The organism is Alishewanella sp. SMS8, from assembly GCF_030737935.1.
In the GTDB taxonomy this organism is placed as follows: Bacteria; Pseudomonadota; Gammaproteobacteria; order Enterobacterales; family Alteromonadaceae; genus Alishewanella; species Alishewanella maricola.
Genome location: NZ_JAPJEA010000001.1, coordinates 1,288,315 through 1,315,235, shown reverse-complemented (window position 1 = coordinate 1,315,235; position 26,921 = coordinate 1,288,315). Strand labels below are relative to the sequence as shown.

Here is a 26,921-nt window from a genome sequence, read left to right as displayed (position 1 = left end):
CTTACTCCCAGCGCGCTTCTTCTTTTTTGATAATAAAATCGATCGCTTTTCCGGCACAGGTTAACTGCGCGATACGTTTTGGTGAGCCATCCTCATGCAGGTCGACTAAGCCGATACCCGCCTGATTTAATAAGCGTTCTCCGCGCTGCGCATTATCCGGTTTATGCGGCACTATGCGCATGCGCCGACGTTTTGTCAGCCAGTTTAAAGGCGAGCGGGGGGCATATAACCAACGATTTAACCGGTCTAAAATATCCAGTAAACGGCCAGGGAACTGGTTTTTTAAGCCACTGCTGGTAATTTGCCAAATATCCGGCCCAGCGGCTTTGCTGCGTAAATGCACTTCATACACAAAAGAATAATGCACATCGCCTGATAAAATCACAAAGTGTTTGGGCGTTTTGGGGTGTCGAAATAAATTCAGCATGGCATGCGCAGTACCACGATGGGCCATCCAGTTCTCCGCATCAACGAGCAGCGGGCGACCAAAAAAAGTAAAGATTTTTTGAATATTCTCAATCAGCTTTACCCCAAAAATCGGCGCTGGCGCCACCAACACCACAGCATCGTGTCCAAGCAGGTTTTGCTGCAACTCGGTAATGGCTTCCCAATCCAATAAACCCGAAGGGCGGTTAATATTCACTTCAGAACGCCAACGGCGGGTGCGGGTATCTAACACCAATAATGGCGGCTCGGTTGGCCATTGATAGTGCCACTGCTGAAACTCTAATAATTCACTGATCAGTGCTTCATGCTCAGGGCCGCCGCTGTGAGCTAAGGCTTGCTCAACGCGATCGAGTAATGCACTGGCGAAATCGGCCGGCTTGTTGCCCCAACCTTGACAAAGCAAATAGCTTAATAGGGCGTTACCGATAATGCGCCTAGAAAAATCATGCTCATAAGCAGTTTTTTCCCATTCTGCTGTGAGGTTCCAGTCATCGCTAACATCGTGATCATCAAAGATCATCGCTGTTGGTAAATGCGCCAGAATACGTCGTACCTTGGCTAAACCTGCTGCGAAAGTTTCAATTAACTGCTGTTGTTGCTGATAACGTTCAAGTTCATCCTGAGATAATTGCGACTTTAAGGTTGAACTTAACGCCATTGAATCGGGTTGCCAACCAGCGGGAGACCAAACGAGTAAATACATGCCGAGCATTTCTGCGGCGCTAATTAAATGGTTGCGCGCTGTATCAGTGGTAAACACTGGTTTTTTCACACCGCGAAAAACCTGGCTGAGCATCGCTTCGCTGGCTTTGGTTTTGGGTAATAAGGTATGTCGCTGATAATAATGCGGTGTTTGCTGGTGCAGAGTATCGGCATCGCTGACCCGGGAACAGGGCAGGTTTTCATTGTGAAAGCCTAATTGATTAATTAACTGATGTATCGCCTGTAACATTGGTGCCGCGACATCATCGGCATAAATTTGATCGCCACTGAGCAACAATAATGCCGGCCACTCAGTCACCTCTTGTTGCTGCAATAGCAAATCGGCAGCAAGTAAACCATCTTCACAGTCGGCATGCGGTTTGCGGCAAGAGCCATGTAATAAGCGTTGTAGTTTCGGCTGTATGATAAAGCCCGGGTTATCGCGCCCAGCATAAACAAGATCCGGCGCCCACTGTTGCCAGCCTTGCCATTTGGCTGGCTCTGATGTTCGGGGCGCGACTTGTAAATCGTAGCTGATCCACACCGCTTGCGGTAACGCTGCCGTTAGCGGCAGTTGCAATAATTGTAAGTGTAGTTTTTCCGCGCAGCGAATACTGCGGCAATACTGACTTAATGCTGCAGCGTCGAAGCTAAGCGGTTGTTGGCCTGTGGGGCTCAGTGTAAGTTGCAGTTGAACCGGCTCACGCGTAGCGAGCCAGAACGTCACGGTTGTTGGTGTTAAGGCGCGTAGCATAGGCCCTGCCAACACTAATGGCAGTGTTGGCGGTTCGCTGGGCTCTGCTGCGCGGGTCATGGCTTGTGTTATCGCAGGGTGACAAATTCTTCGGCACTGGTCGGGTGCAGCGCAACGGTGGCGTCAAAGTCTGCTTTAGTTGCCCCCATTTTTATGGCGACAGCAAAGCCTTGTAAAATTTCATCCATGCCTTCACCAATACCATGTAAACCAATGATTTTTTCTTCAGCGCCCAAGCAAACCAGTTTAAAGCTACTGAGTGCACGGTGTGGGGTAATAGCGTTGTACATGGCGGCAAAACCAGAACGATAGATTTTCAGCTGTTCTTTGCCGTAAATGGCTATCGCATCGGCTTCGGATAAACCGATAGTACCAATCGGCGGGTGACTGAATACCACGGTAGGAATGAGCGAGAAATCCATATGTGCATCAGGCAAGGCCGGGTTAAAGAGCCTTTCAGCTAACAACCGGCCTGCTTTAATTGCTACTGGCGTAAGTTGCGCTTCGCCTGTGACATCGCCCACCGCATATATGCCAGGGACATTGGTGTTCTGGTATTTATCGGTACGAATAAAACCATATTGATCTGTTTGAACACCGGCCGCAGCTAAATTAATGGCATCGGTGGTCGGTTCACGGCCAATGGCCCAAACTAAGCAATCAACATCTTTAATAGTTTGACCTTTTTCCAGCGATAGGCTTAATAAGCCATCAGGTTGTTTTTCCACGCTTTGGACATTGCTATGCGTATGCAATGGTAATTTGTCTTGAGCCATGCGACTGAGTAAGGCATCAGTAATGTCAGTATCAAAGCTGCGTAACGGCCGATCACCACGCACTAATAAATGCGTTTCAGTACCCAGTGCATGTAATACGCCTGCAATTTCCACCGCGATATAGCCCGCACCTACCACGACCGCTTTTTTAGGCTGAGTGGTTAAGGCAAAAAAACCATCAGAATCAATACCCAGCTCGGCACCCGGGATCTGCGGTTTGGTTGGACGACCGCCAACCGCAATAGTGATATGGTCGGCCGTAATCTGCTCACCGTTCACTTCAACCGTATTTTTATCAATAAAGCGGGCGAAACCTTGGATATAGTCAACTCCATTACTGCTAAAACCACGCTGATAGCCGCCGTGAATACGTTCAATATAGGCTTCGCGATTTTTCACTAAAGTGGCCCAATCAAAGCCTTGTTGCTTTAAATCAAAGCCATAACTTGCACTGTATTTGATGGCTTCTGCAATATGTGCCCCGAACCACATGACTTTTTTGGGCACACAGCCCACATTAACGCAGGTGCCCCCCACCGCTTTTGCTTCTATTACGGCGGCTTTTGCGCCACGCATAGCCGCGCGATTGGCTGAAGCAATACCGCCGCTACCGGCACCAATGGCGAGAAAATCATAATGACGAGACATAACTGAACCTATAATGCAAAATTATTGCTGACAGATATAAGGGGTTAAGCCACAGATTACAAGCCAATCCCGGCAATTTGCGGTTAACGCCTTGACAACCAGAGCCAAAACCCCAACATAGCATACATCTCGCTTATTTAAAGGAACTGCTCTTATGACAACTGCATCTGTTGCCGCCGTTCAAGCTAACCCCTTGTTAACCTTCACTGACTTACCGCCATTTTCCGCTATCCAACCAGAACATATAAAGCCTGCCGTTGAGCATGCCATTGCCAGCGCGCGCGCTGCGGTTGAACGTGTGGTGGCTGCGGCGGATGTCAGTTGGCATAGCCTCATTACTGAATTAGAGCAAGACAGCGATCGGCTGGGCAAATTGTGGTCGCCAGTGTCGCATCTCAATTCTGTAGCCAATAGCCCAGAGCTGCGTGAAGCCTACGAAAGTTGTTTGCCGCTGTTGTCAGAGTTTAGTACCTGGTTAGGCCAGCATGAGGGCTTATATCAAAAATATCAGCAGTTACACGACAGCGCTGAGTTCGCACAGTTAACGGCGGCCCAGCAAAAAGTCATCACCAACGCCCTGCGTGATTTTAAATTATCAGGCATTGGCTTACCGGCAGCGAAGAAACAGCGTTATGGCGAAATTCAAAGCCGTTTATCTGATTTAAGCTCAAGCTTTGCTAACAATACCTTAGATGCCACTCAGGCGTGGTTCAAGCACGTTACTGATGAGGCACAATTAGCAGGCTTACCGGCAGATGCTAAATTGGCAGCGGCCGAAGAAGCGGAGCAACGTGAATTAACCGGTTGGGTGTTTACCCTTGAGTTTCCTAGTTATATCGCTGTAATGACTTACGCCGACGATCAGACACTGCGCCAAGAGTTATACAGCGCCTATTGCACGCGCGCCTCAGAGCAAGGCCCAACCGCGGGCCAGTTTGATAACACGGCTATAATTGAAGAAACCCTGGCGCTAAAACATGAGTTAGCGCAACTGCTAGATTTTGCTAACGCGGCCGATGAGTCGTTGGCGACCAAAATGGCAGAGTCGCCACAGCAAGTGTTAGATTTTTTAACGGATTTAGCGGGTCGCGCTAAACCACAAGCGCAGCGCGATTTAGCCGAGTTAACCCAATTTGCCAAAGAGCAATTTGGCGTGGCTGAGTTGCATGCTTGGGATATCACCTACTACGCCGACAAGCTGAAAGAAGCGCGTTATGCCGTTTCTGATGAGCTGTTACGCCCTTATTTTCCAGCCACAAAAGTGGTACCGGGTTTGTTCGCCGTATTACATAAATTGTTTGGCATTACAGTAAAACCGCGTGCTGGGGTGGATGTGTGGCATGCTGATGTGCAGTTTTATGATGTGTTTGCCGCTGATGGCTCGTTGCGTGGCAGTTTCTATCTTGATCTGTATACCCGTAGTAAAAAACGCGGTGGCGCCTGGATGGATGATTGCCAAGGCCGACGTGTTTTACCCAACGGTCAGTTACAAACTCCGGTGGCCTATTTAACCTGTAACTTTAATAAACCCGTAGGTGGCAAGCCTGCGCTGTTTACGCATGACGAAGTGATTACTTTATTCCACGAGTTTGGTCATGGTTTACATCATATGTTAACCCAAGTTGATGCGGCTGCCGTGGCGGGTATTAATGGTGTCGCTTGGGATGCAGTAGAGCTACCCAGTCAGTTTTTAGAGAACTGGTGTTGGACACCAGAAGCGTTAGCCCTGATCTCAGGCCATTATGAAACGGGTGAGCCGCTACCGGAAAACCTATTAAACAAAGTGTTGGCCGCGAAAAATTTCCAATCGGCGTTGTTTTTGATTCGACAATTAGAGTTCGCCTTGTTTGATATGCGCTTGCATGCCGAATTCAACCCAACCGAGGGTGGCCGTGTGCAACAGTTGCTAGATGAAGTGCGCGCCGAGGTGTCGGTGATTATGCCGCCACGCTTTAATCGCTTTCAACATAGCTTTGGTCATATTTTTGCCGGTGGTTACGCGGCAGGCTACTATAGTTACTTATGGGCAGAAGTATTATCCGCCGATGCCTTTAGCCGCTTCGAAGAAGAAGGGGTATTTAATGCCGCTACCGGGCAAGACTTTTTACAATGGATTTTAGAGCGCGGTGGCAGTGCCGAACCCATGGAGTTGTTTAAAGGTTTCCGAGGCCGCGAGCCCTCTAACGAAGCCTTATTGCGACATATGGGGATTGCCAGCTAAGGCTGGCTTACTGAAAAAGGAAAACATTATGTTGCATGCCAAAAAACTCGTCTTGCTATTAGGTTGTTTGCCGCTGTTAGCGTGTCAGCAACCGGTTGGTAACAGTGCTGAAGGTGTTGCACCCGCGCCCTTAGTGGAACAAATAGATCCACAAACCGAACCCGTGAAAGCCATGCGTGCGCATCAACAGCAACAAACGATGGCGCTGGCCGATGTTGGGCAATTACGCGCTGAGGTGTTACAACTGACACGAGATAAAAGCGCTGATAATGTGCAGCAATGCTTAGTCATAGGGTTGGGGCATAAATCTTGTGGTGGGCCATCGGAGTATATCGCTGTTTCGACCAAGGGGCATGATGAAAGCGTCTTGCTGAAAAAAATTAGTGCCTATAATCAAGCGGTCGAAGCTGAAAATATGCGCAAGGGCATGATGTCTGACTGCTCGGTGGTGATGAAACCCCAAGTACAATTAAATAATGGCCAATGTGAGTTGGTAAAAGAACTTACGCAGTAAGCAGCAAAGATTAACGCTTCGCTGCGGTAAAGGGGATGCTGAGTGCGTCAGGTAGAAAAATTTAGTGACATTCTGCAACGCGCAAAAGAGCGTAAGGGCGGCGCAGCAGCCTTGACGGCGTTAGTGGGTAAACCCTTGTCGAACAAGGCTATCGCACAATTGCCCGACAGTGTGTTTTTAGCCGAGTTTAGTAAAAAAGTCTTTCAATCCGGTTTTGTTTGGCGCGTAGTGCGGCAAAAATGGCCCGCATTTTGTGAGATGTTTTTCGACTTTGATATCGAAAAAATGTTGTTGCTAAGTGACGAAATGCTGGAAAAAAGAGCGCAAGATCCGCGGATTATTCGCAACTTAAATAAGGTTTTTACTATCCGTGATAATGCATTGATGATTTATCACGTGCAGCAGCAACACGGCAGCTTTGCGCGCTTTGTGGCTGATTGGCCAAGCGCTGACATTATTGGGCTGTGGAATTATTTAAAAAAACACGGCGCACGCTTAGGTGGCAATACCGGGCCTTACGCTTTGCGCACCTTGGGTAAAGACACCTTTTTATTAACCCAAGATGTTGAAGCTTATTTAAAAGCTTATGGGGTATTTGATGGGGGCATTAGCAGTAAACGCAGCCAACAGCAGATCCAGCAACAATTTAACGACTGGCAGCAACAAAGCGGCCTGAGTTTGCAAGAAATCAGTCAAATCGTGTCTTACAGTGTCGGTGAAAATTATGCCGGTATGCAGCAATGAGTGCGGTGTTACTTATTGCTGACTTGCCCGCTGAGTTGTCGGCCGAGTTAACGCAACGTTTTGGTTTAACCTTAAGCGATAGCGCGACGGGTTGGCATCTACGTTGGGTTGAGCAGCAGCTAGTGCTTCGACACACCGACATGCCGAAACAGGGTGATATCGTGGTCGATTTTGCCAGTGCAGCCGCGACTTATCGCCGTCAACATGGTGGTGCCAAAAGCGAAGGCATCGCCAAAGCTTGTGGCCTGCATAAAAAGCGCGATTTGCAGATTATTGATGCCACTGCCGGCCTAGGGCGTGATGCCTTAGTGCTAGCGAATGTCGGCGCACATGTTACCTTAGTTGAGCGCAACCCACTGGTTGCTGCACTATTATACGATGGCCTGCAGCGCGCGGCTGCGCATGCCAGCACGGCCGAGTTGGCCAGTAGAATGCAGCTACATTTTGCTCCAGCGCTACAAGCGTTAACCTGCTTGCCCACGGCCGATGTCGTCTATCTTGATCCGATGTTTCCACCGCGTGAAAAATCTGCGTTAGTTAAAAAAGAAATGCGGGCCTTTCATGATGTGGTAGGCAGTGATACCGATGCCGATGCCCTGTTAGAACCGGCGTTGGCCTTGGCGAAGTACCGTGTTGTGGTAAAGCGCCCGGGCTATGCGCAAGTGCTGGCTCAGCGCGAGCCGCAACTGGTGGTAAAAGGTAAAAATAACCGTTTTGATGTTTATATTAAACAAGCCATAACCTAAGGATATAACAATGATTAAAGTAGGCGATAAATTACCCGAAGTGACTTTTGCTCAATTAACGGCAGAAGGTATGCAAAGCCCAACCACCAGCGATGTGTTCGCTGGTAAAAAAGTGGTGTTGTTCGCTGTACCTGGCGCCTTTACGCCAACCTGTTCAGCAGCACATTTGCCTGGTTATATTGCGCTGGCGGATCAAATTAAAGCGAAGGGCGTTGATACTATTGTTTGTATTGCCGTAAACGATGCATTTGTGATGAAAGCCTGGGCTGACAGCCAAAATGCAGAAGAAATTACCTTTTTAGCCGATGGCGGTGCTAGTTTCCATAAAGCGATAGGTTTAACCATGGAGACCGGTGATTTTGGCGGTGTTCGTTCAGAGCGTTACGCAATGATCGTCGATGACGGCGTAGTAAGCCTGCTTAATGTTGAACCACCAAAGAGCTTTGAAGTCAGTAAAGCCGAAACGGTGCTCGCTGCACTATAAGTCTCAGCGTAAAACGCGTAGCCATTGAGCTGCGCGTTTTGCTTTTGAAGCGGTTAAAACTGCGGTTGAGTAGGGCGAGTCAGTTACACCTGCGCGATTTCTCGTCAATCCATCACCTTTATGCCAGTACCGTTTAGAAAAAGCAGCGCAGCAAGGTCGCTTAACGGTTATCATAGGTAGTATGAGAGCGTAGTGAGGTATTTGACCTTATTCCGTAAGCATAGTAGCTTGCTAACTGCGTATGTAGACAGAGTGGATCTGAGGAATTTATGACAACAGTAAATGTACTGTGTATTAAGTGGGGCAAAAAGTATGGCCCTGATTACGTCAACAAGCTGCATTCGATGGTGAGTCGTAATCTGACCTTGCCGTTTCGCTTTATTTGCTTAACCGACGACGCCGTTGGTATCGACAGCCATATTGAAGTAAAAGATATTCCGGCTGTGGGTTTTAAAGATTTTGATGAACGTCACCCATGGAGTTTTGGCCATGGTTGGTTAAAAGTCACCAGCTTTGCTGATCCGTTATATGACTTAACCGGGCCAACGTTATTTATCGATTTAGATGTGGTCATTGTCGACAACATCGATTGCTTCTTCGAGCCGAAAGGCGAATTCTTCGTGATTAAAGAGTGGGATAAAACCGATGCCACCGGTAATACCTCGGTATACCGTTATGAAATTGGTGCTCACAGCGACTTAATTGATTTACTGAAAAATCATAAAGAGCGCGAATTAGCCAAAGTACGCAACGAACAAGAATTCGTTACGCAAAACTTAGCCGCACAAAAAAAATTACAATACTGGCCTGAAGGCTGGTGCGTAAGCTTTAAACGGCACTGTTTGCCAAAAGGCATTATGAACTGGTTTAAGCCAGCCGTGATCCCGAAAGGGGCGAAAATTGTTGCTTTCCATGGTAAACCTAATCCGCCGGATGCCGTCGCAGGTATCAGCGGCAAGTGGTATCGGCGCGTGCTGCCGGTGCAGTGGGTTAAGGATATGTGGCAGTAAGTTTCGCTAATGCGCTATAAAATTTTCATTATCAATCTGGCGCGCTCACCCGAGCGCTACCAGCAAGCTTTAGCGCAGCTCGCGCAATGGCCTGATCTGCCTGTAGAACGCATTGACGCGGCCGATGGCCGGGTGATGTCGGCAGCCGACATTGCGCAATATTACTCTGCCAGCGCCAACCAACGCTTACATCATAAAACACTAAAAGCCGGTGAAAAGGGCGCTTTTATTAGCCATATTCGTTGCTGGCAGCAAATTGTGGCTCAGCAGCTCGATTTTGCCTTGATCCTTGAAGATGACTTTCTGGTAGATGGCGATTTACCCGCCTTATTGTCGGCTATCGCGGCCGTGCCCACCCCCTGGCATTTATTAAAACTGGCCATGCCAAATAAACAACAAAAAATCATAGCCAGTTCCCCCGGTACGCCTTTTCAGTTGGTGCATTTTCAGAAGAATCCGATCTCGGCTGTGGCACAAGCGGTGAGCTTGGCTGGTGCTAAATTGTTGTTAGAGCGAGAAGTGCCTTTTGGGCGGCCGGTAGATGTTGCCATGCAATATAGTTGGCAATTAGGCTTTCAGGCGATGGGCTTGTGGCCGCTGATCTTCAAACCGGATCTGGGTTTTGATAGCACCATAGCCGGTAAGCAAAATGACCAGGTCAAGCGGTCAGTGTTTTACTGGCGACGGCTGGAGTTTATTGTTGCCAATTTATGGCATAACCTGAAAACTTACGGCCCTAAGGCGTTGTTGCGTGCCCGAAAATGGCCGAATACCCGTGGCAGTACGCGGTTATCAAACTAGCTTGGTAACCTGGTGTGCGGCAACGCCATTGCGGTTTATTGATTTTCCACAGACTCAAACCTGGCTTTTCGCTGTGTTTTGTATGGCCAATTGTTGCTGATAAAAAGCTAACACTTCAGCGGCTTTAGCTGCTGGTTCAAACCGCTGCATCGGATATTGACGGCGTTGTAACTGTGTAAGCTGCTCTTTGATGCGCTGTGCCAAGGTTTCAGCATCATCAATCGGCACTAATTCGGTAGCAAATAGCGGTTGTAAATATTTTGCGCCTTCTGAGGCGGTGGCAACAATGGGTAAACCAGCATGCATCGCTTCTAAAAAGACTAAACCAAAAGGTTCACTGCGGGCGGTGCTGACAAACAGATCAAAGCAAGCGAGCCATTGCTGAGGTTCGCTACTAAAGCCTGGCATAATCACAGTACTTGGCGCTTTATCTCGAATTTGCTGCCAATGTTTGCCCTCACCCACAATCACTAAGCGGCTATTAGGGATATTCGCGAGGCTAAAAGCTTGTAATAAGGTCTCTTGGCCTTTGCTTTGCTCTACTCGACCCAAAGTACCAATCACGACATCATCAGGGCCAATCGCATGCTCTTGGCGCAAGCGTTCCCGCGCATCCATCGGCACGCTTTTGGCGGCTGACCAGTTATCGAGTTGCACCGTGCGCTCACGCAGCGGCAGAGGAATGGCCGCCATTTGCCAAGGGGCGATAGCGATTAAGGCATCAAGCTTAGCATGCTGTTGTTTTTTATAATGAATGTGTAAAGTGGCTACGCGCAGACACAAGCCGGGCACACCTTGTAATACCCGACAGGCAGCACTAAGGTGCGCGTGTGCCACATCGGGTTTTAACTGTTTCAGCAGGTGTTTCGCGCGAAAAATCGCGAGGAATTTCATGCCACTAACCAATTTAAGGTTAACCTTAGGCGAAACCCGATGGGCAATAGCATTAGCCCGCTGCTCAGCGCCGCGTTGATGCAAAATCAGGGTGACGTCATGGTCTTGTTCGGCCTGTAAGTTGGCCAGCTCGACCGCATAACGCTCGCTACCTGCAAAACTGTGGGTGAGAATAATATGGACAATTTTCATAACGGCTCATCAACAAGGGTGGCGCGCAAGCGCAGCGGACTAGATAACCGCATGGTATACTATTTGCCGTTTTGGCAAAAGCCGTTGCTAAGGTTGCCGTTAACGGCGTTTAGATCAGGCCACGTAAGGCTGACGACACATCGTTGGCAGTGACTTTTACGCCATGAATGGCTTTATAAAAGGGTTGTTGATTTGTTTAGGCTGATCTACTCGCTACTCCTGTATTTGCTGCTGTTGCCGCTATTACTTTATTTGCTTTGGCGTTCGCGCAAAGATCCTGCTTATCGGCAGCGCTTAACTGAGCGGTTTAGCTGGCAACTGGCTGCCTTAAAGCTAAAACCTCACGGTATTGTGGTGCATGCGGTGTCGGTTGGTGAGGTGATTGCCGCCACTCCACTGATCCGCCAGTTGCAAAAACGTTATCCCACACAACCTATTACGGTAACCTGCACCACGCCAACCGGCAGCGCCACTATTGTTGACCGGCTTGGTGACAGTGTGCAGCATTGTTACTTACCCTTTGATTATGTTGGCGCAGTGGGGCGTTTTTTACGACACTTGCAACCGCGCTTAGTGGTGATTGTTGAAACGGAACTGTGGCCGAATCTTCTGGCAGGTTGTCGCTATGCGAACATCCCCGTGGTGGTGGTGAATGCGCGATTATCGGCTAAGTCGGCTAAAGGCTATCGGCGTTTTCATAAAGTTAGCCAAAGCCTGTTAGCGGATATTCGCTTGTTGTTGTGCCAAAACCGCGCTACTGCCGCTCGCTTTCGGGCATTAGGTTACCGTAATGAGCTGCAGGTGGCGGGTAATTTAAAGTTTGAGTTGGCCTTGCCAACTACACAACAAGCCTTAGTTGAACGTTTTGCGCCGGTAATGTCGAACCGCTTAGTGTGGGTTGCCGGTAGCACGCATGCGGGTGAAGATGAACAGTTGCTGGCGCTTTATCCCGCCTTAAAACAGCAATTTCCAAATTTACTGTTGATGCTAGTGCCACGGCATCTGGAACGTTTTGACAAGGTTGCCGACTTAGTCACGGGTGCGGGGTTAAGCTTGTGGCGGCGTAGCAGCGACCGCTTGCCCGAAGCGAATGTTGAGGTGGCGCTCGGCGACTCTATGGGGGAGTTGCTCAGTTGGTATCAATTAGCTGATTTAGTGTTTATCGGCGGTAGTTTAATTCCGCGCGGCGGTCACAACCCGCTGGAAGCCATCAGCTTTGCCAAAGCAGTGCAAAGCGGACCACATGTGTTTAATTTTAAAGAAGCTTACCGCCAGCTTCAACAACGCTCGGCGGTGAGTATCGTGTCAGACGCTACCGCCTTGTTAGCCGATAGCCAAAGGTTGCTTGCTGACAAGGCGTTACGACAAACGCAAGGCCAGAGAGCACAGGTATTTTTCTTGCAGCAACAAGGTGCAACTTCACGCACGCTGCAAGCCATTGCACAGCTGATAGGAGCAAGCATGCCGCATCATGTTCACCAGCAAGGGCATGAAACCTTCTGGTTTGATCCCAAGTTTTTTTCAACGCTTAGCGCCGCACAATTTGATAGCCAGTGGTGGCAGCAACAAGACGCGGTGATTGGCAGTTCCAGTGGCCGCAATATTGCGTACTTTGTTAAGCATCAGCAGCATAAGCTGGTGTTGCGCCATTATTACCGTGGTGGCTTAGTCGGTAAGCTGTTGCATGATCAATTTTGGCTGCAATCAGTGGGTAATAGCCGCGCCATGCAAGAATACCAGCTGCTAGCTTGGATGCGAGAGCAAGGGCTGGCGGTGCCCAAGCCGGTGGCCGCGCGTTATCAGCGCAGCGGCTTAATATACCGCGCTGATTTACTCATTGAACTGATCCCCGATAGCAAAGACTTGGCGGCCATTTTACAGCAAAGGCTACTGACGCAGGCCGAATGGCAAGCGGTGGGTAAGGCGATTGCTCGGATGCATCAGCTGGGTGTGTATCACTCGGATCTGAACTGTCGCAATATCATGTTAGATGGCAGCGGCACGGTGTGGTTAATTGATTTTGATAAATGTCAGCGCCGCTCAAAAGGACCGTGGACGGAGCAAAACTTAGCCCGGTTATTGCGCTCATTGAATAAAGAATTAGGTAAATTGCCGGTATTTCATTGGCAGGCTGCCGCATGGGATGATGTGATGCAGGGTTATCAGCAACAATTAAACAGCAAAGGTCAGGCATAAGATGCAGCAGTGGGATGTTATCGTTATTGGCGCCGGTGCCGCCGGGTTATTTTGTGCCATCGAAGCCGCAAAGCGCGGCCGTAAAACCCTCGTGCTGGATAATGGTAAGCGCATCGGTCGCAAAATTATTATGTCGGGTGGCGGCCGATGTAATTTCACCAATATGTATGCCAGCCCCGCCAACTTTCTCTCGCAAAATCCGCACTTTTGTAAATCGGCGCTCAGCCGTTATACCCAGTGGGATTTTATCGCGCTGGTGCAGCAATATGGTATTGCTTACCATGAGAAAACCCTAGGCCAGTTGTTTTGTGACAACAGCGCCAAAGACATCGTCGAGATGCTGCAGCAAGAGTGCGACAAAGCAGGCGTGCAAATCGGTTTACAACAAGATATTCAACAGGTCAGTTTTGTGGATGGCCAGTATCAACTCACCACAGCGCAAGGCGTGCGGCAATGCCACAGTTTAGTGATCGCCAGTGGCGGTTTAAGCTTGCCGAACCTAGGCGCTACCGCCTTTGGTTTTCAGCTCGCAGAGCAGTTTGGTTTAAAGGTGTTGCCGGTGCGTGCGGGCTTAGTGCCGTTAACGTGGCAACCCAGCGATAAAGCGGTGTTTGAAGAAATTAGCGGTGTGGCGCTTCCGGTTACGGCAGAGGCCAATGATACCCAGTTTCCAGAAGATATGCTGTTTACCCATCGCGGCTTAAGCGGCCCGGCTATTTTGCAAATCTCTAACTACTGGCAACCCGGTGACGAGCTTCGTGTTAATTTAGCTGCCGGCCAAGATGTCACGGCATTTTTAACTGAGCAGCAGCAACAGCATCCGGCGCAAGAGCTCAAAACCAGCTTAGCGCGCTTAATTCCCAAGCGCTTAGTGGATAAGCTGCTGGAGTTACAGTTGTTTCAAAACCAGCCATTAAAAGCGCTTAACGCCAAGAGCATTGCCCGCCTCGATGAGTTATTAACGCAATATGTGTTCAAACCCAATGGCACCGAAGGGTATCGCACCGCCGAAGTCACTCTCGGTGGCGTTGACACCAACGAGTTATCCTCTAAAACCATGGAAGCGAAAAAACAACCTGGTTTGTATTTTATCGGCGAAGTGGTCGATGTTACCGGTTGGCTAGGGGGCTATAATTTTCAATGGGCGTGGAGCAGTGGCTGGGTGGCAGGGCAGTATTGTTAGGTGGCTCTTTTTGTCAGCGTGCTGAGTCAAAGCTTCACTTTGCGTTGAGTTTCTAGCCAAGGTTTCACCTTGCGGTGAGAGACTTTCTTTTGCATCGCCAATAGAAAGTCTCGCAAAGAAAAGGCGACCCACGTTGCGGCGAAAGCCCGTTCAATTTTGCCCGCCCAAGGCGACGAGGTAACTCGCTCGGCGCTACCGCGCCTCACTCAAACACCCCTCGTCTTAAAACCTTGGTCGTGCAAACTTGCTCGGCTTGCAACGTAATGGGACTGAAAAGCACATCAGCCTTAAATGCTTAGTCTTTGACTTCAAACATGAAAACGATTTGGGGTAAAAAACGGATTATTCAGCTTAGCGAATACTGCTCTGGCTTTTAGTCCCCTTAGATCGAGCCGACTGATCATCGTTGGCCAAGGTTTTAAGCATACTCTCGGTATCTGACCCCGAGACTTCTCCTTAATCTGAGTTGCTGAAATGATGATCAAAGCTTTGGGGTAAAAAACGTAATATGCAGCTAAGCGCATACTGCTTTGGCTTTTATTCCCCTTAGAGCGAGCCGACTGATCATCGTTGGCCAAGGTTTTAAGAAAACGGGTGTTTGAGTGCGGCGGCGGTAGCGCCGCGCGAGTTACGTTTTCGCCTTGGGCAACGCATGAGCAGCCGGGCTTTCGAGCGGAAGTGGGGTCGCATTTTCTTTGGATACTTTCTTTTGGCGACGCAAAAGAAAGTATCTCGCCAACGGCGAAAACGTTAATCTGACCCTGAAGCTTACCTGAATTCGCAGAAAACTTGTCAGTGCTTATAATGTTTAGTGCCTAAACTAAAATGAATACAATCAGGTGCTAATTTAACCGTAAAGCTTTTCGTTCGTGTTATGCAGGGAATTGAATTATGAAAAAAATTATGGAAAAAATTGCTTTAGAGCACATCATTTTAATGATGGCATTTTTTATTTTTTTCGGTGTTTGGGCTATCGCGCTAATGCCGATTATTCTGATGTGGCATGATATTAAAAAATATAGAACTGTCGTTATTTTTATCGTTGTTGTTTGCATAGGCTACACGTTCGGTAAAACACTAGCGGAAAGGCATAATGAAACATACAAAGCCGAAATGAGTAGCCATAGTTTTCTAGCTAAACACTTGAAGGTCTTTTGTTCGTTATACGATAAACAGCCGGTTTCAATTCTTCAGGCTAAAAAACGCCAACACAACCTGCCTAAGACGTTCAATGTTTAGTGTATGAATGCTTAGTCTCTAACTCTAAAGATTGTTGGGGTTGAGTAATGCTTTGGAATACTGAGCTGTCATTGAGGTTTGGAACAGACATCATCTGCAATTGTCGTAAACAAGCTATTCAGCTAAGCGAATACCGCTCTGGCTTTTTATTCCCCTTAGAGCGAGCCGACTGATCATCGTTGGCCAAGGTTTTAAGAAAACGGGTGTTTGAGTGCGGCGGCGGTAGCGCCGCGCGAGTTACGTTTTCACCTTGGACAACGCATGAGCAGTTGGGCTTTCGAGCGGAAGTGGGGTCGCATTTTCTTTGGATACTTTCTTTTGGCGACGCAAAAGAAAGTATCTCGCCAACGGCGAAAACGTTAATGACTGCCATCTTACAATGTCACCTTGTCGCCGTGGCTGAGGTTACGCAGTGGCGCAGACTCTCGGTATCTGGCACCAAAGCTTATGTTAACCGCGCTTAGTTCAAGTAAGTGCTTTACCGCTTCGGTATGTTACTTTATGCTCTATAAAATTCTTTGAAAATAATTCAAATAGCCTGTAATTTTAAAAGTATTTTGAGATCGTTTCATGAAGAAAATAAGCAGTAAAGTCACCATTATTCTCAGCGTGACCATCACGACTCTACTCATGCTCTACGTCTATTCAATTAACTTTAATAATAAAAACAACGCTACAGAGCCCGCAAGCCCTGAATTAAAAAGCGTAGCGCCGGTAGGCACAAATCCAGAAATAATTTCATCGAATTTAGGTTTGGCAGATGATTTTTCGCCCAATAGCATTGATTCAAAAGAGAGCAAGCGCTCGAATTTAATTCCAAACGATAAAAGCAATCTGATAAATACTGAAAAAAAATTATATAAACTTGAAACTCCGGCTGAGTCATTAGCGTCATTTAACAAACATGTACTTGCGGAGTATTGTTTAAATTACTTCAGTACTGTCTCTACCTATGGGAGCGTGGAGCAGGCTGCAGATAACTTAACCAATGAAACCGGCCATGACAATAGCGAATTAAACCAGTGGTTTAGCAATGCCCAGTTTGAATGTCAGAAGTATCAAAATGTGAGCGAAGCAGACATGCTACTAGCTGTGGATAACTACCTCATTGAGTCCGTAAACTTAGGGAATGAGGTTGCTCAATCAAAGTATGCGTCAATGCTTAGTCAAAGATCAATTTTTGCTCAAGACCTTCATCAGCGCGATATTCGCTTAAAGTTTCATCAGCAGGCAATAGAAGTGTTAACAAAACTCAGTAACAAGGGTCATCCAGAAAGTATGTTATCACTCGCAATGCTTCTAACAGAGTATATTCATTTCCCTGAAACTTATGACTCCGATCTAGCGCGCCAATACCTAGACAGGTATGAAGCGTTGACTAACAGAGATATGAGCAAGCTGAAACAAACGATAGCAGATTAAAGAATATCCAGTTCAAAGCGCTTAAACAACAAAGGCCGCAATTGCGGCCTTTGTTTACTCTACTTACTTTAAAAAATTACTTTTTCTTGGCTTTCGGGTTTGGCAGATCGGTGATTGAGCCTTCGTAGATTTCGGCGGCTAAACCGATAGACTCGTTCAGGGTTGCACTCTCGGTATCTGACCTCGAAGCTTATCGATACTCAGCAATCCGTTACTGCCCCATGTCGAGTGAAGATTCGGTAAAGGATTTCCAATAGCACTATGATACTCGTTACCTATTTGATATGAATTAATTAGTTAGAAGGTTTTTCTAGTCTGAAAATTGATTCAACCGACGTATTGAAATACTCTGCAATGCACAGAGCAATCTGAACAGAAGGCGTGAACCTGCCTGTTTCAATGGTACTAATTGTTTTTCGAGATACGCCAATAGCAGCTGCTAGCTTTTGTTGAGAAATACCCTTTTCAGCGCGATGCACAACAATGTTATTTGAAACTATTCTACTCATTGCCCTTTCTCAACCCTACTGCTATCGTAATTCCGTAAGCGACCGCGATTATTCCCAAAAAACATGTCATTAAATTTTCACGTGAGAGAGGAACAAAATTATAAGCACCTAGCGTCCCCGGTATAAATGCTAAGATTACGGCAAAATAACCCACTTTATACGCTTTGAGACTTACCATATTCAAAAATTCATCTTCAAATGTACCTCTCCATGCTTGTTTCGAAAATGAAAAATTTCCCTGTAGTTTCCATGATGCTAATAAATAAATTACGGCAAACATTATTCCTGAAGCAATGATAATGATGAGTCCCAAAACTCCTCCATTCACAAGCCCTAAAAGATTTACTGATGTCACAGATAAAATTAAAATCCCAGCTAGTAAATGAATGTATCCATGCCACTTAAGATATTCGTATTCTAATTCAGCAGTAGTTTTTAGAGCTTGCATAACAGCTTTCCTTGTCTTTTCTGGTAGCAATTTATTTGAAACTTATCCGACTGTTATAACCTTAAGGTTATCATCTGAAACCTTAAGGTTACTACTTGACACCTTAAGGTATCAATCTTTTTTTACTAAAGTAGACTTATAAAGATTAATCTAGTTCAAACTTCCATGGAAACGAGGTTGTAAGACTAGGTTAATCAATGAAATGAATCCTGTTTTAAAGGACTTATATTCAGTCTTGTTGGACTCAATTTATTTGATTTGCCAAGCTGTTAGGTCATTGCCTTCGCAAGCATGGCTTGATGTAAATGTCGCGAACAGCGGCTATTGGATTAGCTTGCCAATCAAGTCATTGGGTTAGAACAATAATGCCTTTAAAATAGGGTGCTCAGAGGTAACGTAATGAAACTGCCCATAGCACCAATTGAGATGAATGTTGGTGAACGTCTGCAAATGGGACAAACAAGCTATTCAACTAAACGAATACCACTCTGGCTTTTATTCCCCTTAGAGCGAGCCGACTGAACATCGCTGGCCAAGGCTTTAAGAAAACGGGTGTTTGAGTGCGGCTCTGCTGTGCCGCGCGAGTGATGTTTTCGCCTTGGACAGCGCATGGGCAGTTGGGCTTTCGAGCGGAAGTGGGGTCGCATTTTGGTGAGAGACTTTCTTTTGGCGACGCAAAAGAAAGTCTCTCACCCACGGCGGAAATGTTAATTGCTGCTATTTGGCAATGTCACCATGTTGCTGTGGTTCGGGTTTAGCCAGTGGCGTAAATTATACGACCTCAAGCATCTGCGGTGGCGATAGAAAGTAATAGGCCAGTAATAACAACGCCACTGGAAAAACAAAGATATTGGCGGGACTGAAAATGATCGATAGTTGGAACAAACAGCAGGCCAGCAGGATCACCGCGAAGTATTTTAAAACACTCGGCGCGCCGGTGCGATTACGCAGTAACACAATACTGAGTATAAAGCCGACTAACGCATAGGCAAATAATAACCCTAGCGCCACCACTACGGTAAATTCACCAATGGTGTTGATTGCCTGCTCAGACAGCGAGTTGCCGGTGAAGCTGAGTGCGATATCAACCAGCACTGTGGCGTGGAATAAGGTAACCAGCAGCGCCAGTATCAGCAATAAAATGGCTGCACTGCTGGAGGTTAGGCGTTCAGCAAAACTGCGCCGTAAGCTCAGGTAGATATACACTTCTAAAGCGCCAATCAATACAAAGGCCAGATCGGACCAACTTAGGCTAAGTAAGTCTGCGCGATACACTTCAGCAAAATTCTCCGAGCCAATATGAAAGGCGTGTAGCCAATAGATAGGAAAGGCCACGGCGAGCAGTAACGCCGCAATACCGGGTGCAACAAATTCGTGCTTTAACATAGTAACTCCTGTTTACAATTAACCGCGCTTACTCCGTGTCAGTATCATTGTTTATATATTGCAAAATATCGCCAGGCTGACAACTCAGCGCCTGACAAATAGCCGCCAGCGTACTAAAGCGGATGGCTTTTACCTTTCCTGTTTTTAGCAGCGACAGATTTGTCATAGACACACCCACCTGCTGCGATAACTCAGTAAGAGACATCTTCTTTTTAGCCAGTTCGATATCGAGATTAATTTGTATATTCATAGTACAAACTTTAGCCTGTTAATTTGCGTATATCAATAAATATTTTACGATAAACGTAAATTTATAGTTTTGATCGGATTATTTGCAGCGACAAAACTCAGAATTGTGACTTGTCTTTGCGGTCTGATGCACTTTGTGCAAAGATCGGGAGCTTAACTTGTTGTAAGATGCAATAGACATGGCGCAGCGGCTGATTCGCGGCTCAATATATAGAAAGGATTAGGTTTAACCATGAAAAAGCTGTCGAGTGTGCAAAAGAAACAACAAGCGTTAGTCATGGACGTCGTCACCACGCTGGAACAGCAAGCCATGCAGCAATTAGCCGGCGTGCAGCAATGTTGGTTTAGCATGGAATACAATGTGTTCCCCAGCTCGCTATTAGTGCGTTTGCAATTTGTAGAGCAGGCGGCGTTAGATGCGGCGCAGGCAGTGTTATTGCCGTGGCAAAAAAAGCTCAGTGGCTTATTGTTAAAAAAGGGCGTAGTGCTAAAAGATATGCGCAAACATTTGGTGTTTACGTTAAGTGGGCCAGAGAGTTAAGGCTGGCCCACTGCATGTTTAAGGTTTGTTTTGCAGGTAGTTTAACAGCTCATAATAATCTTCAGCGGTTTTCACATCTTCCGGTAAATCACCATTCACCAGATACTTACCTTTAACCACCACACTGGGTACGCCTTGAATACGGTTATCGAGCATTTCACGGTTGGCTTGCTCCATCGCTTGGCGTACGGCTGGCGATTGTGCCAGTTCAGTTAATTGTTTTGGATCGAGCCCATGTTGCTCCATGAACGCATTAATTGCTTGGGTATCGGGCATGGTGTTTTGTTGTTCCCGTGTTTGCCGATACAGTTCAAACAATGGCTCAACTAACTGCTCATTACCGCTTTGTTGCAAGGCATAAAACACACTGGCATCAAAAGCCCAACGCTCGCCTAGGGCAGGATGCTTGCGTACCAACACCACATCCGGATTGGCTTGCAGATAATTGCGTAAGGTCGGTTCAAAGTTTTGACAATGTGGGCAACCTAACCAAAAGTATTCAGTAATGTAACGCTGATGCGCGGCTTCAAGTACCGGGTTGGCTAAAACAGTGTAGTGGCTACCTTCGGTAAACGCACGACTGGCTGCAGCAGGAGCCGCTTGTTCCACGGTGGTTGTCGGAGAATTACTGCTTGGCTCAGGCGAACAGGCGCTGATCATTAAAAAAGCGGAGCTAAGGAGTAAGGTTCGGTGAAAAAACGTCATAAAGATTCCTAATCAGGTTATAAACACCACAGATGCGTGTATCGAGTGTAATCACTTTAGCGCAGCAGTACAATCGCTAGGCTTCACCGCTAGGCTGGGGCTGCCGTTTTTTAACAAGACACGGTATGATAGTTTTTTTTCTTGTACAGGTTTCAAGCCATGTCGTTTTATTTAGGGGCTTATGCCGCCTCTCCTAATGTATCGGGTTGGGATCCCCAACTTGAAGCTGCTTATTATCAACAGTTAAAAAGCTTAGAATCGGTTCGTGGCTTAGAGCACCCTTTTTTAGGCAGTTTGCATGCGCAGGATGATCAGTGGTTTTTGCAGCATATTGATACTAAATGGGATTTTGTTTTTACCACTATTCCTGGCGTGATGAACGCTTTAGCCACCTTACCTACATTTGGCTTGGCATCTACGGATGAAGCCGGGCGTGAAGCCGCGATTGCCTTTATGCGCCAAGCGAATCATGCCATTGCTAAGTTGAATACCCATCTGAAACGACAAGCCGTGACCGCCATTATGCTACATAGCGCGCCAGCACGGCATAACTGTGCCGGTTCTGCTGCGGCGTTTAAAACATCTATGCAAACCTTGTTAAGTTGGGATTGGCACGGTGCGCGTTTGCTGGTAGAGCATTGTGATGCCTTAATCGACAGCCATGCGCCGTCTAAAGGGTTTTTAAGTTTAACCGATGAGTTAAGCGTGTTATCTGAATTGAATGCCACCCAAGCGCCTGAGCTACCGCTAGGCGTTGTGATTAACTGGGGCCGTTCAGTGTTAGAAACACGGCAGCCCGACGGCGCCTTACAGCATATCGCCGCAGCCAAAGCCCAGGGCTTGCTCGCCGGCGTGATGTTCTCGGGTATTTCTGATCAAGCCACCGAATATGGCGCTTGGCGAGACAGCCATCAACCGGCACAAACGAATGATTTAGTGGCGTTTGGTGAGCCAGGTTCTTGGTTAACCGAGCAAGCAGTGGCAGACACCTTACAAGCTTGCCAAGGGGTTAATTTAGCAGTACTGGGTTTAAAAATAGGCATTCGCCCACACAGCGCCGATTTAACCCTACGGCTGAATTATTTGCGGGCACAGCTTGGTATGCTGCAACGGCAGGTGGCGCTTTGTCGCTGAAGCTTGGCACACTGAATTTCAGTTACTAAATTTGATAAAAAGCAGAGGGATATATGAAAGCGATTGGCTATCAACACTCACTAGCAATTAGCGATGCGGCAGCATTATTGGATATTGAAGTACCGCAACCAGTGGCCAGCGGCCATGATGTGTTGGTGAGGATCGCTGCGATCTCGGTTAATCCGGTAGATACAAAAATTCGGCAACGTGTCACACCGCCAGCCGGCGAATATAAAATTTTAGGTTGGGACGCAGCGGGAGAGGTTGTTGCTGTTGGCGAAAAAGTGCAGCATTTTGTGCCGGGCGATAAAGTCTTTTACGCCGGTGCATTGCAGCGCTCAGGCTCGAATGCAGAATATCAGCTGGTGGATGAACGTATTGTCGGCAAAATGCCGGCGAACCTCAGTTATGCAGAAGCGGCAGCTTTACCCTTAACGGCGCTAACGGCCTGGGAAATGTTGTTTGACCGCCTAGATATTGCTACGCCTAGCTTAAAGCATCCGAAACCGGTGTTACTGGTGGTAGGGGCTGCCGGTGGTGTCGGTTCGGTATTGTTGCAACTGGCGCGTCAATTAACCACGGTAACGATTGTCGCGACGGCTTCCAGAGCAGAAACACAAGCCTGGGTGCGAGAGATGGGCGCGCACTATGTAATTGATCACAGTAAGCCGTTGTTAGCGCAGTTGCAGGCGCTGGGTATTGATGCAGTCAGCCATGTGGCGAGTTTAACCCATACAGATGCCCACTATGCAGAGTTAGTGAAAGCGCTGGCACCTCAAGGTAAGCTGGCATTGATTGACGATCCGGTCGGTGGCTTGGATATTATGCCGTTGAAGCAAAAAAGTATTTCTCTGCATTGGGAGTTTATGTTTACTCGGTCGTTATTTGCTACTGCCGATATGCAGGTACAACATCAGATATTAACCGATCTTGCCAAGCTGATTGAACAAGGCCAAGTCAAAAGCACGTTGCAACAACAATTAGGCACTATTAACGCTGCCAATTTACGTAAGGCTCACGCACTGTTGGAAAGCGGTAAAGCGATGGGCAAGATTGTGTTGGCAGGATTTTAAGTGTCAGACCTGACAGAGCAACCGGCTGTGTCAGGTCTGCAATAGGGCGTTAGGCTATTTGTAAATCAGTACTGAAACTACTGTAGTAAGATTTAAATAGCACTTTTTCTAGCGCCAAAAACATGGCTTGATTGATCGGATAATGCTTGTTGCCCAATTCATAATCTAGCTCGTTTACCTGCTCTTTGGCTGACATCATCATCGGTGGCGGATGCTCAGTCAGCATAATCAGGTGTTGTTGGTACTTTTCTGCTTTATCACTTTTGATGGTTTTACACACCGAAAGTGAGGTTTTGCCCATTTTGTCACGGTATCCTGCCGTACCAAAAACTCGGCAAATACTAGGCCGCTGCTGATACACAGTGCATTGCCCTTGCTTGCCATCAAACGATAGCCGCTGGTAAAAAAAGCAACCAGTAACCTCTGGTAACTCTTCGAGTTGTGTCAGTGTTTGCTCGGCTTTACCCTGATCAAACAGGTGTAATGCCAGCGGTAACATTTCTAGCACGGTCGCTTCAATAGTGGGTTGAGTGCAGCACTCACCACAGCTACTACGACAGCTTAAACCGCTGTCTTGCTGATAACTTGAAAATGTGTCCGCCATTTCGCCATACACAGCCTCAACACGACGCGATAACTCACGCAGTCGTTGCATTTAAGACTCCGAACGAAATAACTAAAGAATAGTCGATAGAAACGGCGATTTGCCGCGACGTCATTCTAGGGTGCTATGGCCTCTGTCTGCAAGAGGTAGTTGAAAATATAGTCAAAGATCACGACGGGCAAACTGTAAACGTGCTTTAGGAATATGCAGTAATAAAAAAGTGGAGATGGTCAAAACAAACAATAAGCTAGTATTAAGCCACTGCACGAAGTTGGCCATGTAACTAAGTTGCAGAAGTAATAACTGCAAGGTAGCCGCCACCGCTAGTAAGGAAAACCGTGGCGTGTAGCGGACCTGCGTGGTTAAACTAATAAATAATGCCTGCAGCAACGTGATGCTTAACACTAAAGTCATGCAGATAAATAAGAGTTTAAGCTTCATGGGGCCCGAGGCAAATAACGGGCTAAACAATAGTAACAAGGCCAGCAAGAAACTGCCGCTATTCAGCCATAAACCATAGCCTGAACTTTGCCGAAGTAAACTAAAACGGGCAAACAAGCTTAAGCAAGCTAAGCTCGCCCCAACACTAATGTAAATAAATACCGCGTTCATTTCCGGATGTAATGGCCATAAGCGACTAAAGGCTTGGCCATTAAGCGTAATTAACACTAATAAAAAGGCCAGATAAAATCCCGCTAAGGCATACAGTGCTGGTTGATGTTGCTGCACACCCCGGCACAGTGCTAGCAAGACCAGTAACAGCAGGGCGCCATTAATCATACTGTCTTGTTGTAACTGCTGCTGGCTTGCTTCGAGCAGCGGTGCAAGCGAAGAAATGCTTAATTCGGTTCCTATCATGGCGGCATCTTCTAGCTTAATTAACACACTGGTTTGCTCTGCAATGTCAAAGCGCAGCGGTTGTGAAAAGCTGTAAAGCGGCAAGGGCCGCTCACTAAATGGAAATGCGCTACCGCTGCGCCCCAGAAATTGCACGCTAGGGATGTCGGTTGCGACTTTATAAAAACTGACTTTATCGACGGCGAGAAAATGATAGCTCAGCACCGCATCCCAGGGTTCAGGGTATGGGTTTTTAATTTTGGCTAACAGCCAAACGGCTTGTTGTGCGGTGATCCTAAGGGTATTTTGTTGGGGGGTTAGCGCGGTAAAGTTATGAAATAACGCGGGGTCGGCGACCAGTTCATTGGCCGACAGTGACACATCGGTGATTTGATACTGTAGCTCGGTTAACCGATGCGGTTGTTGCTGAATAATATCCAAGGTACCGGCAGCATGAACGCTGCAACATAGGCTTAAGCATAACAAGGCGATGCGGGCTAAGGTCAGAAAAGGTGACAAGCTGTGAACCTCAGGTTAAAAAATAGGATATTTGCTTACTACTCTAGCAGAGGGTTACGGCTATCAGCCAGATAATCCCCAATTTCGGTCATAAATTCTTTGCCGTAACGACTTAACTTCGTAAAACCCACCCCTGAGACCGCGAGCATGGCGGCGTTATCGGTGGGTAGCTTGTGGCACATATCAATCAGCGTTGCGTCACTAAATACCACAAAAGGTGGCACGTCATCGCGCTCCGCTATGGCTTTGCGCAGTGTTCGCAGGCGGGCAAATAATACCTTGTCATGTTTTTGTTGGCCAAGCTTCGCCGGCGTTTTACTGCTGGCTTGAAGGCGAGGCACCGCCAGTTGCAGTGGGTGTTCACCTCGCAGCACTGGGCGTGCCGCGGGCAATAAACGTAATACCGAATGCTGAGTAATATCTTGCTGTAACAAGCCAAAGTGAATGAGTTGTCGAAAAATACTTAACCAATAATCATGGCTGAGTTGTTTACCTAGGCCCCAGGTAGAGAGCTTGTCGTGCCCAAGCTCTTGAATTTTATGATTTTGACTGCCGCGTAGCACTTCAATCACATGGTGCAGGCCATAGTTTTGGCCTACCCGATAAACACAAGACAACGCCTGTTGCGCGGTTTGGGTACCATCAAATTGCTGTGGCGGGTTTAAGCAAATATCACAGTTGCCACAGGGTTGTTGTCGCGCTTCGCCAAAGTAATTTAATAACACCAGTCGGCGGCACGTTTGCGCTTCGGCAAAAGCGGCCATTGATTGAAAGCGCTGCCACGCCACTTCTGCGCGTTGCGGGTTATCTTCGGCTTCCAACCAGCGTTTCATTCTGGCGATATCAGCCGGATCAAATAACAGCAGCGCTTCTGCTGCCACGCCATCTCGTCCTGCGCGCCCCGTTTCTTGGTAATAAGCTTCAATAGTGCGGGGGAGTTCAAAATGCACCACAAAGCGAATATTCGGTTTATTAACACCCATGCCAAAGGCCACGGTAGCCACAATAATACTGATATCATCGCGTTTAAAGGCGTCTTGTGCCTGGTCACGTTGGGCTGCGTCATAACCTGCATGATAAGCGGCCACGCGAAAGCCCCGCTCGGCTAATTGTGCGGTGAGTTCATCTACTTTTCGCCGCGAACTGCAGTAAATAATGCCGCTGTTATTTTCTTGTTGTTTTAAATAAGCCAGCAGTTGTTCTAATGGCCGAAATTTTTCTTGTACTGTGTAGCGAATATTCGGGCGATCAAAACTGCCGCGATAAATCAGTGGGTTGTTTAGATCGAGTTGTTGCAAGATATCTTGCTGAGTGCCGGGATCAGCGGTAGCGGTTAATGCCATCACCGGCGTGTCAGGAAAACGCTGTTTTAATTGCGCTAACGCCATGTAATCAGGGCGGAAATCATGGCCCCACTGCGAAATACAGTGTGCTTCGTCAATAGCAAATAAGCTCACCCCCACTTCTTGTAAGCGAGCAATGAAATTGGGTTGCAATAAACGCTCGGGTGCCACATACAGTAATTTCAAACTGCCATTATGTAACTGGCTAAAGACCTCTTGCACAGCATCACGACTTAAACTGCTATTAATAAACTCGGCCGCAATACCATTGGCTTTTAACGCATCGACCTGATCTTTCATCAGCGACATTAGTGGCGAAACAACTAAGGTCACTTTGGGTAAGTGCAGAGCAGGTAGCTGATAACAAAGTGATTTACCACCACCGGTTGGCAGTAATACAAAGCAATCCCGCTGTTGCATCGCCGCACCAATAATTTCAGCCTGGCCTTCACGCCAGGCGTCATAACCAAAGGTTTGTTTTAGGGCGGGTAGCATTTGCTCAAGCACGCGGTGTCGTTCTCCGGTAAAAAAGAGGCGTATTGTAAGCAGAAATGCCACAAAGTTATACCCCAACAGGCTTTGCACTGAACAGCAGAGGCA

Annotated in this window: 26 protein-coding genes; 15 read left to right on the top strand and 11 right to left on the bottom strand. The window is 47.4% G+C overall.

All coding sequences use genetic code 11. The features are described from left to right. Position 1: 1 nt before the first annotated feature. Together ORJ01_RS06090 and gorA are read right to left on the bottom strand one after the other, a co-directional pair. Positions 2-1,963 (bottom strand): alkaline phosphatase D family protein, encoded by a 1,962-nt coding sequence (locus ORJ01_RS06090; RefSeq protein ID WP_306177292.1) that lies wholly within the window; start codon positions 1,961-1,963, stop codon positions 2-4. 8 nt (positions 1,964-1,971) lie between these two features. Continuing rightward, positions 1,972-3,327 carry a glutathione-disulfide reductase gene (gene gorA, locus ORJ01_RS06085; RefSeq protein ID WP_306177291.1) on the bottom strand — a complete coding sequence of 452 codons (1,356 nt, stop codon included), beginning with the start codon at positions 3,325-3,327 and terminating at the stop codon, positions 1,972-1,974. A gap of 154 nt (positions 3,328-3,481) precedes the next feature. Between gorA and prlC the strand changes: the two genes are divergently transcribed. The 7 genes from prlC to ORJ01_RS06050 all read left to right on the top strand — a co-directional run bounded on the left by prlC (position 3,482) and on the right by ORJ01_RS06050 (position 9,847). Continuing rightward, positions 3,482-5,548, top strand: coding sequence for an oligopeptidase A (prlC, locus tag ORJ01_RS06080; protein ID WP_306177290.1), 2,067 nt, complete (start codon positions 3,482-3,484; stop codon positions 5,546-5,548). Positions 5,549-5,576: 28 nt separating this feature from the next. Continuing rightward, positions 5,577-6,062: a hypothetical protein gene (locus tag ORJ01_RS06075; RefSeq protein WP_306177289.1), complete on the top strand. Its 486-nt coding sequence runs from the start codon at positions 5,577-5,579 to the stop codon at positions 6,060-6,062. A 42-nt stretch (positions 6,063-6,104) separates the two neighbouring features. Next, complete coding sequence (locus tag ORJ01_RS06070) at positions 6,105-6,806, top strand: DNA-3-methyladenine glycosylase I (RefSeq protein ID WP_306177288.1); 702 nt, start codon at positions 6,105-6,107, stop codon at positions 6,804-6,806. Next, on the top strand, positions 6,803-7,552 hold the full coding sequence (locus ORJ01_RS06065) for a class I SAM-dependent methyltransferase (RefSeq protein WP_229584723.1): 750 nt from the start codon (positions 6,803-6,805) through the stop codon (positions 7,550-7,552). The genes ORJ01_RS06070 and ORJ01_RS06065 overlap by 4 nt, the downstream gene beginning before the upstream one ends. A 10-nt stretch (positions 7,553-7,562) precedes the next feature. Further along, entirely contained in the window at positions 7,563-8,036 is a 474-nt protein-coding gene (locus ORJ01_RS06060; protein WP_226750392.1) for a peroxiredoxin, read from the top strand. 269 nt (positions 8,037-8,305) lie between these two features. Continuing rightward, positions 8,306-9,046: a glycosyltransferase gene (locus ORJ01_RS06055; protein ID WP_306177287.1), complete on the top strand. Its 741-nt coding sequence runs from the start codon at positions 8,306-8,308 to the stop codon at positions 9,044-9,046. Between the two features lie 9 nt (positions 9,047-9,055). Then, positions 9,056-9,847 carry a glycosyltransferase family 25 protein gene (locus tag ORJ01_RS06050; RefSeq protein WP_306177286.1) on the top strand — a complete coding sequence of 264 codons (792 nt, stop codon included), beginning with the start codon at positions 9,056-9,058 and terminating at the stop codon, positions 9,845-9,847. A 54-nt stretch (positions 9,848-9,901) separates the two neighbouring features. On the opposite strand, the gene ORJ01_RS06045 is transcribed toward ORJ01_RS06050, so the two are convergent. Next, positions 9,902-10,933, bottom strand: a complete 1,032-nt coding sequence (locus tag ORJ01_RS06045) for a glycosyltransferase (protein WP_306177285.1) — start codon at positions 10,931-10,933, stop codon at positions 9,902-9,904. Positions 10,934-11,125: 192 nt separating this feature from the next. Here ORJ01_RS06045 and waaA point away from each other — a divergent pair, with 192 nt between their 5' ends. The 5 genes from waaA to ORJ01_RS06020 all read left to right on the top strand — a co-directional run bounded on the left by waaA (position 11,126) and on the right by ORJ01_RS06020 (position 16,973). Next, positions 11,126-13,129 (top strand): lipid IV(A) 3-deoxy-D-manno-octulosonic acid transferase, encoded by a 2,004-nt coding sequence (gene waaA, locus ORJ01_RS06040; protein ID WP_306177284.1) that lies wholly within the window; start codon positions 11,126-11,128, stop codon positions 13,127-13,129. A 1-nt stretch (position 13,130) separates the two neighbouring features. Then, entirely contained in the window at positions 13,131-14,312 is a 1,182-nt protein-coding gene (locus ORJ01_RS06035) for an NAD(P)/FAD-dependent oxidoreductase (protein WP_229584729.1), read from the top strand. Positions 14,313-15,203: 891 nt separating this feature from the next. Beyond that, the gene (locus ORJ01_RS06030) at positions 15,204-15,551 is read left to right on the top strand and encodes a hypothetical protein (RefSeq protein ID WP_306177283.1); all 348 of its coding nucleotides are present in this window, start codon (positions 15,204-15,206) and stop codon (positions 15,549-15,551) included. Positions 15,552-15,754: 203 nt separating this feature from the next. Then, a complete protein-coding gene (locus ORJ01_RS06025) occupies positions 15,755-16,015 on the top strand; it encodes a hypothetical protein (protein WP_306177282.1) in 261 nt (86 codons plus the stop codon). Between the two features lie 106 nt (positions 16,016-16,121). After that, entirely contained in the window at positions 16,122-16,973 is an 852-nt protein-coding gene (locus ORJ01_RS06020; RefSeq protein ID WP_306177281.1) for a hypothetical protein, read from the top strand. Between the two features lie 293 nt (positions 16,974-17,266). On the opposite strand, the gene ORJ01_RS06015 is transcribed toward ORJ01_RS06020, so the two are convergent. From ORJ01_RS06015 to ORJ01_RS06000, 4 genes are all read right to left on the bottom strand, one after another. Then, positions 17,267-17,482 (bottom strand): helix-turn-helix transcriptional regulator, encoded by a 216-nt coding sequence (locus ORJ01_RS06015; protein ID WP_306177280.1) that lies wholly within the window; start codon positions 17,480-17,482, stop codon positions 17,267-17,269. Continuing rightward, positions 17,475-17,930 (bottom strand): hypothetical protein, encoded by a 456-nt coding sequence (locus ORJ01_RS06010; RefSeq protein ID WP_306177279.1) that lies wholly within the window; start codon positions 17,928-17,930, stop codon positions 17,475-17,477. Before ORJ01_RS06010 ends, ORJ01_RS06015 begins: the two co-directional genes overlap by 8 nt. Before the next feature lie 771 nt (positions 17,931-18,701). Beyond that, the gene (locus tag ORJ01_RS06005; protein ID WP_306177278.1) at positions 18,702-19,316 is read right to left on the bottom strand and encodes a hypothetical protein; all 615 of its coding nucleotides are present in this window, start codon (positions 19,314-19,316) and stop codon (positions 18,702-18,704) included. A 28-nt stretch (positions 19,317-19,344) separates the two neighbouring features. After that, on the bottom strand, positions 19,345-19,566 hold the full coding sequence (locus ORJ01_RS06000) for a helix-turn-helix transcriptional regulator (protein WP_226752183.1): 222 nt from the start codon (positions 19,564-19,566) through the stop codon (positions 19,345-19,347). Between the two features lie 231 nt (positions 19,567-19,797). Between ORJ01_RS06000 and ORJ01_RS05995 the strand changes: the two genes are divergently transcribed. Beyond that, positions 19,798-20,106, top strand: a complete 309-nt coding sequence (locus ORJ01_RS05995) for a hypothetical protein (RefSeq protein WP_226752182.1) — start codon at positions 19,798-19,800, stop codon at positions 20,104-20,106. Positions 20,107-20,124: 18 nt separating this feature from the next. Here the strand turns inward: ORJ01_RS05995 and ORJ01_RS05990 are convergent, their stop codons facing one another. Then, positions 20,125-20,811: a thiol:disulfide interchange protein DsbA/DsbL gene (locus tag ORJ01_RS05990; protein WP_306177277.1), complete on the bottom strand. Its 687-nt coding sequence runs from the start codon at positions 20,809-20,811 to the stop codon at positions 20,125-20,127. 159 nt (positions 20,812-20,970) lie between these two features. Here ORJ01_RS05990 and ORJ01_RS05985 point away from each other — a divergent pair, with 159 nt between their 5' ends. Beyond that, the gene (locus ORJ01_RS05985) at positions 20,971-21,945 is read left to right on the top strand and encodes a DUF4862 family protein (RefSeq protein WP_226752180.1); all 975 of its coding nucleotides are present in this window, start codon (positions 20,971-20,973) and stop codon (positions 21,943-21,945) included. 53 nt (positions 21,946-21,998) lie between these two features. Then, positions 21,999-23,018 (top strand): zinc-binding alcohol dehydrogenase family protein, encoded by a 1,020-nt coding sequence (locus ORJ01_RS05980; RefSeq protein WP_306177276.1) that lies wholly within the window; start codon positions 21,999-22,001, stop codon positions 23,016-23,018. Between the two features lie 49 nt (positions 23,019-23,067). Here ORJ01_RS05980 and ORJ01_RS05975 read toward each other — a convergent pair whose 3' ends face one another. The 3 genes from ORJ01_RS05975 to recQ form a co-directional block, all read right to left on the bottom strand. Continuing rightward, positions 23,068-23,673, bottom strand: coding sequence for a YkgJ family cysteine cluster protein (locus ORJ01_RS05975; protein ID WP_306177275.1), 606 nt, complete (start codon positions 23,671-23,673; stop codon positions 23,068-23,070). A gap of 111 nt (positions 23,674-23,784) precedes the next feature. After that, positions 23,785-24,978, bottom strand: a complete 1,194-nt coding sequence (locus ORJ01_RS05970) for a 7TM-DISM domain-containing protein (RefSeq protein WP_306177274.1) — start codon at positions 24,976-24,978, stop codon at positions 23,785-23,787. Positions 24,979-25,016: 38 nt separating this feature from the next. Beyond that, a complete protein-coding gene (gene recQ / locus ORJ01_RS05965; protein WP_306177534.1) occupies positions 25,017-26,816 on the bottom strand; it encodes a DNA helicase RecQ in 1,800 nt (599 codons plus the stop codon). Positions 26,817-26,921 lie beyond the last annotated feature (105 nt).

Excerpts from the sequence above, each read along its gene's own strand:
- gorA (WP_306177291.1), bottom strand. The coding sequence starts at position 3,327 with ATGTCTCGTCATTATGATTTTCTCGCCATTGGTGCCGGTAGCGGCGGT.
- ORJ01_RS05995 (WP_226752182.1), top strand. The coding sequence starts at position 19,798 with ATGAAAAAGCTGTCGAGTGTGCAAAAGAAACAACAAGCGTTAGTCATG.
- ORJ01_RS06065 (WP_229584723.1), top strand. The coding sequence starts at position 6,803 with ATGAGTGCGGTGTTACTTATTGCTGACTTGCCCGCTGAGTTGTCGGCC.
- ORJ01_RS06055 (WP_306177287.1), top strand. The coding sequence starts at position 8,306 with ATGACAACAGTAAATGTACTGTGTATTAAGTGGGGCAAAAAGTATGGC.
- ORJ01_RS06020 (WP_306177281.1), top strand. The coding sequence starts at position 16,122 with ATGAAGAAAATAAGCAGTAAAGTCACCATTATTCTCAGCGTGACCATC.
- ORJ01_RS06060 (WP_226750392.1), top strand. The coding sequence starts at position 7,563 with ATGATTAAAGTAGGCGATAAATTACCCGAAGTGACTTTTGCTCAATTA.
- ORJ01_RS05990 (WP_306177277.1), bottom strand. The coding sequence starts at position 20,811 with ATGACGTTTTTTCACCGAACCTTACTCCTTAGCTCCGCTTTTTTAATG.
- ORJ01_RS06035 (WP_229584729.1), top strand. The coding sequence starts at position 13,131 with ATGCAGCAGTGGGATGTTATCGTTATTGGCGCCGGTGCCGCCGGGTTA.
- recQ (WP_306177534.1), bottom strand. The coding sequence starts at position 26,816 with ATGCTACCCGCCCTAAAACAAACCTTTGGTTATGACGCCTGGCGTGAA.
- ORJ01_RS06010 (WP_306177279.1), bottom strand. The coding sequence starts at position 17,930 with ATGCAAGCTCTAAAAACTACTGCTGAATTAGAATACGAATATCTTAAG.
- prlC (WP_306177290.1), top strand. The coding sequence starts at position 3,482 with ATGACAACTGCATCTGTTGCCGCCGTTCAAGCTAACCCCTTGTTAACC.
- ORJ01_RS06050 (WP_306177286.1), top strand. The coding sequence starts at position 9,056 with ATGCGCTATAAAATTTTCATTATCAATCTGGCGCGCTCACCCGAGCGC.
- ORJ01_RS05975 (WP_306177275.1), bottom strand. The coding sequence starts at position 23,673 with ATGCAACGACTGCGTGAGTTATCGCGTCGTGTTGAGGCTGTGTATGGC.
- ORJ01_RS05980 (WP_306177276.1), top strand. The coding sequence starts at position 21,999 with ATGAAAGCGATTGGCTATCAACACTCACTAGCAATTAGCGATGCGGCA.
- ORJ01_RS05985 (WP_226752180.1), top strand. The coding sequence starts at position 20,971 with ATGTCGTTTTATTTAGGGGCTTATGCCGCCTCTCCTAATGTATCGGGT.
- ORJ01_RS06090 (WP_306177292.1), bottom strand. The coding sequence starts at position 1,963 with ATGACCCGCGCAGCAGAGCCCAGCGAACCGCCAACACTGCCATTAGTG.
- ORJ01_RS06045 (WP_306177285.1), bottom strand. The coding sequence starts at position 10,933 with ATGAAAATTGTCCATATTATTCTCACCCACAGTTTTGCAGGTAGCGAG.
- ORJ01_RS06075 (WP_306177289.1), top strand. The coding sequence starts at position 5,577 with ATGTTGCATGCCAAAAAACTCGTCTTGCTATTAGGTTGTTTGCCGCTG.
- ORJ01_RS06000 (WP_226752183.1), bottom strand. The coding sequence starts at position 19,566 with ATGAATATACAAATTAATCTCGATATCGAACTGGCTAAAAAGAAGATG.
- ORJ01_RS06030 (WP_306177283.1), top strand. The coding sequence starts at position 15,204 with ATGAAAAAAATTATGGAAAAAATTGCTTTAGAGCACATCATTTTAATG.
- ORJ01_RS06015 (WP_306177280.1), bottom strand. The coding sequence starts at position 17,482 with ATGAGTAGAATAGTTTCAAATAACATTGTTGTGCATCGCGCTGAAAAG.
- ORJ01_RS06005 (WP_306177278.1), bottom strand. The coding sequence starts at position 19,316 with ATGTTAAAGCACGAATTTGTTGCACCCGGTATTGCGGCGTTACTGCTC.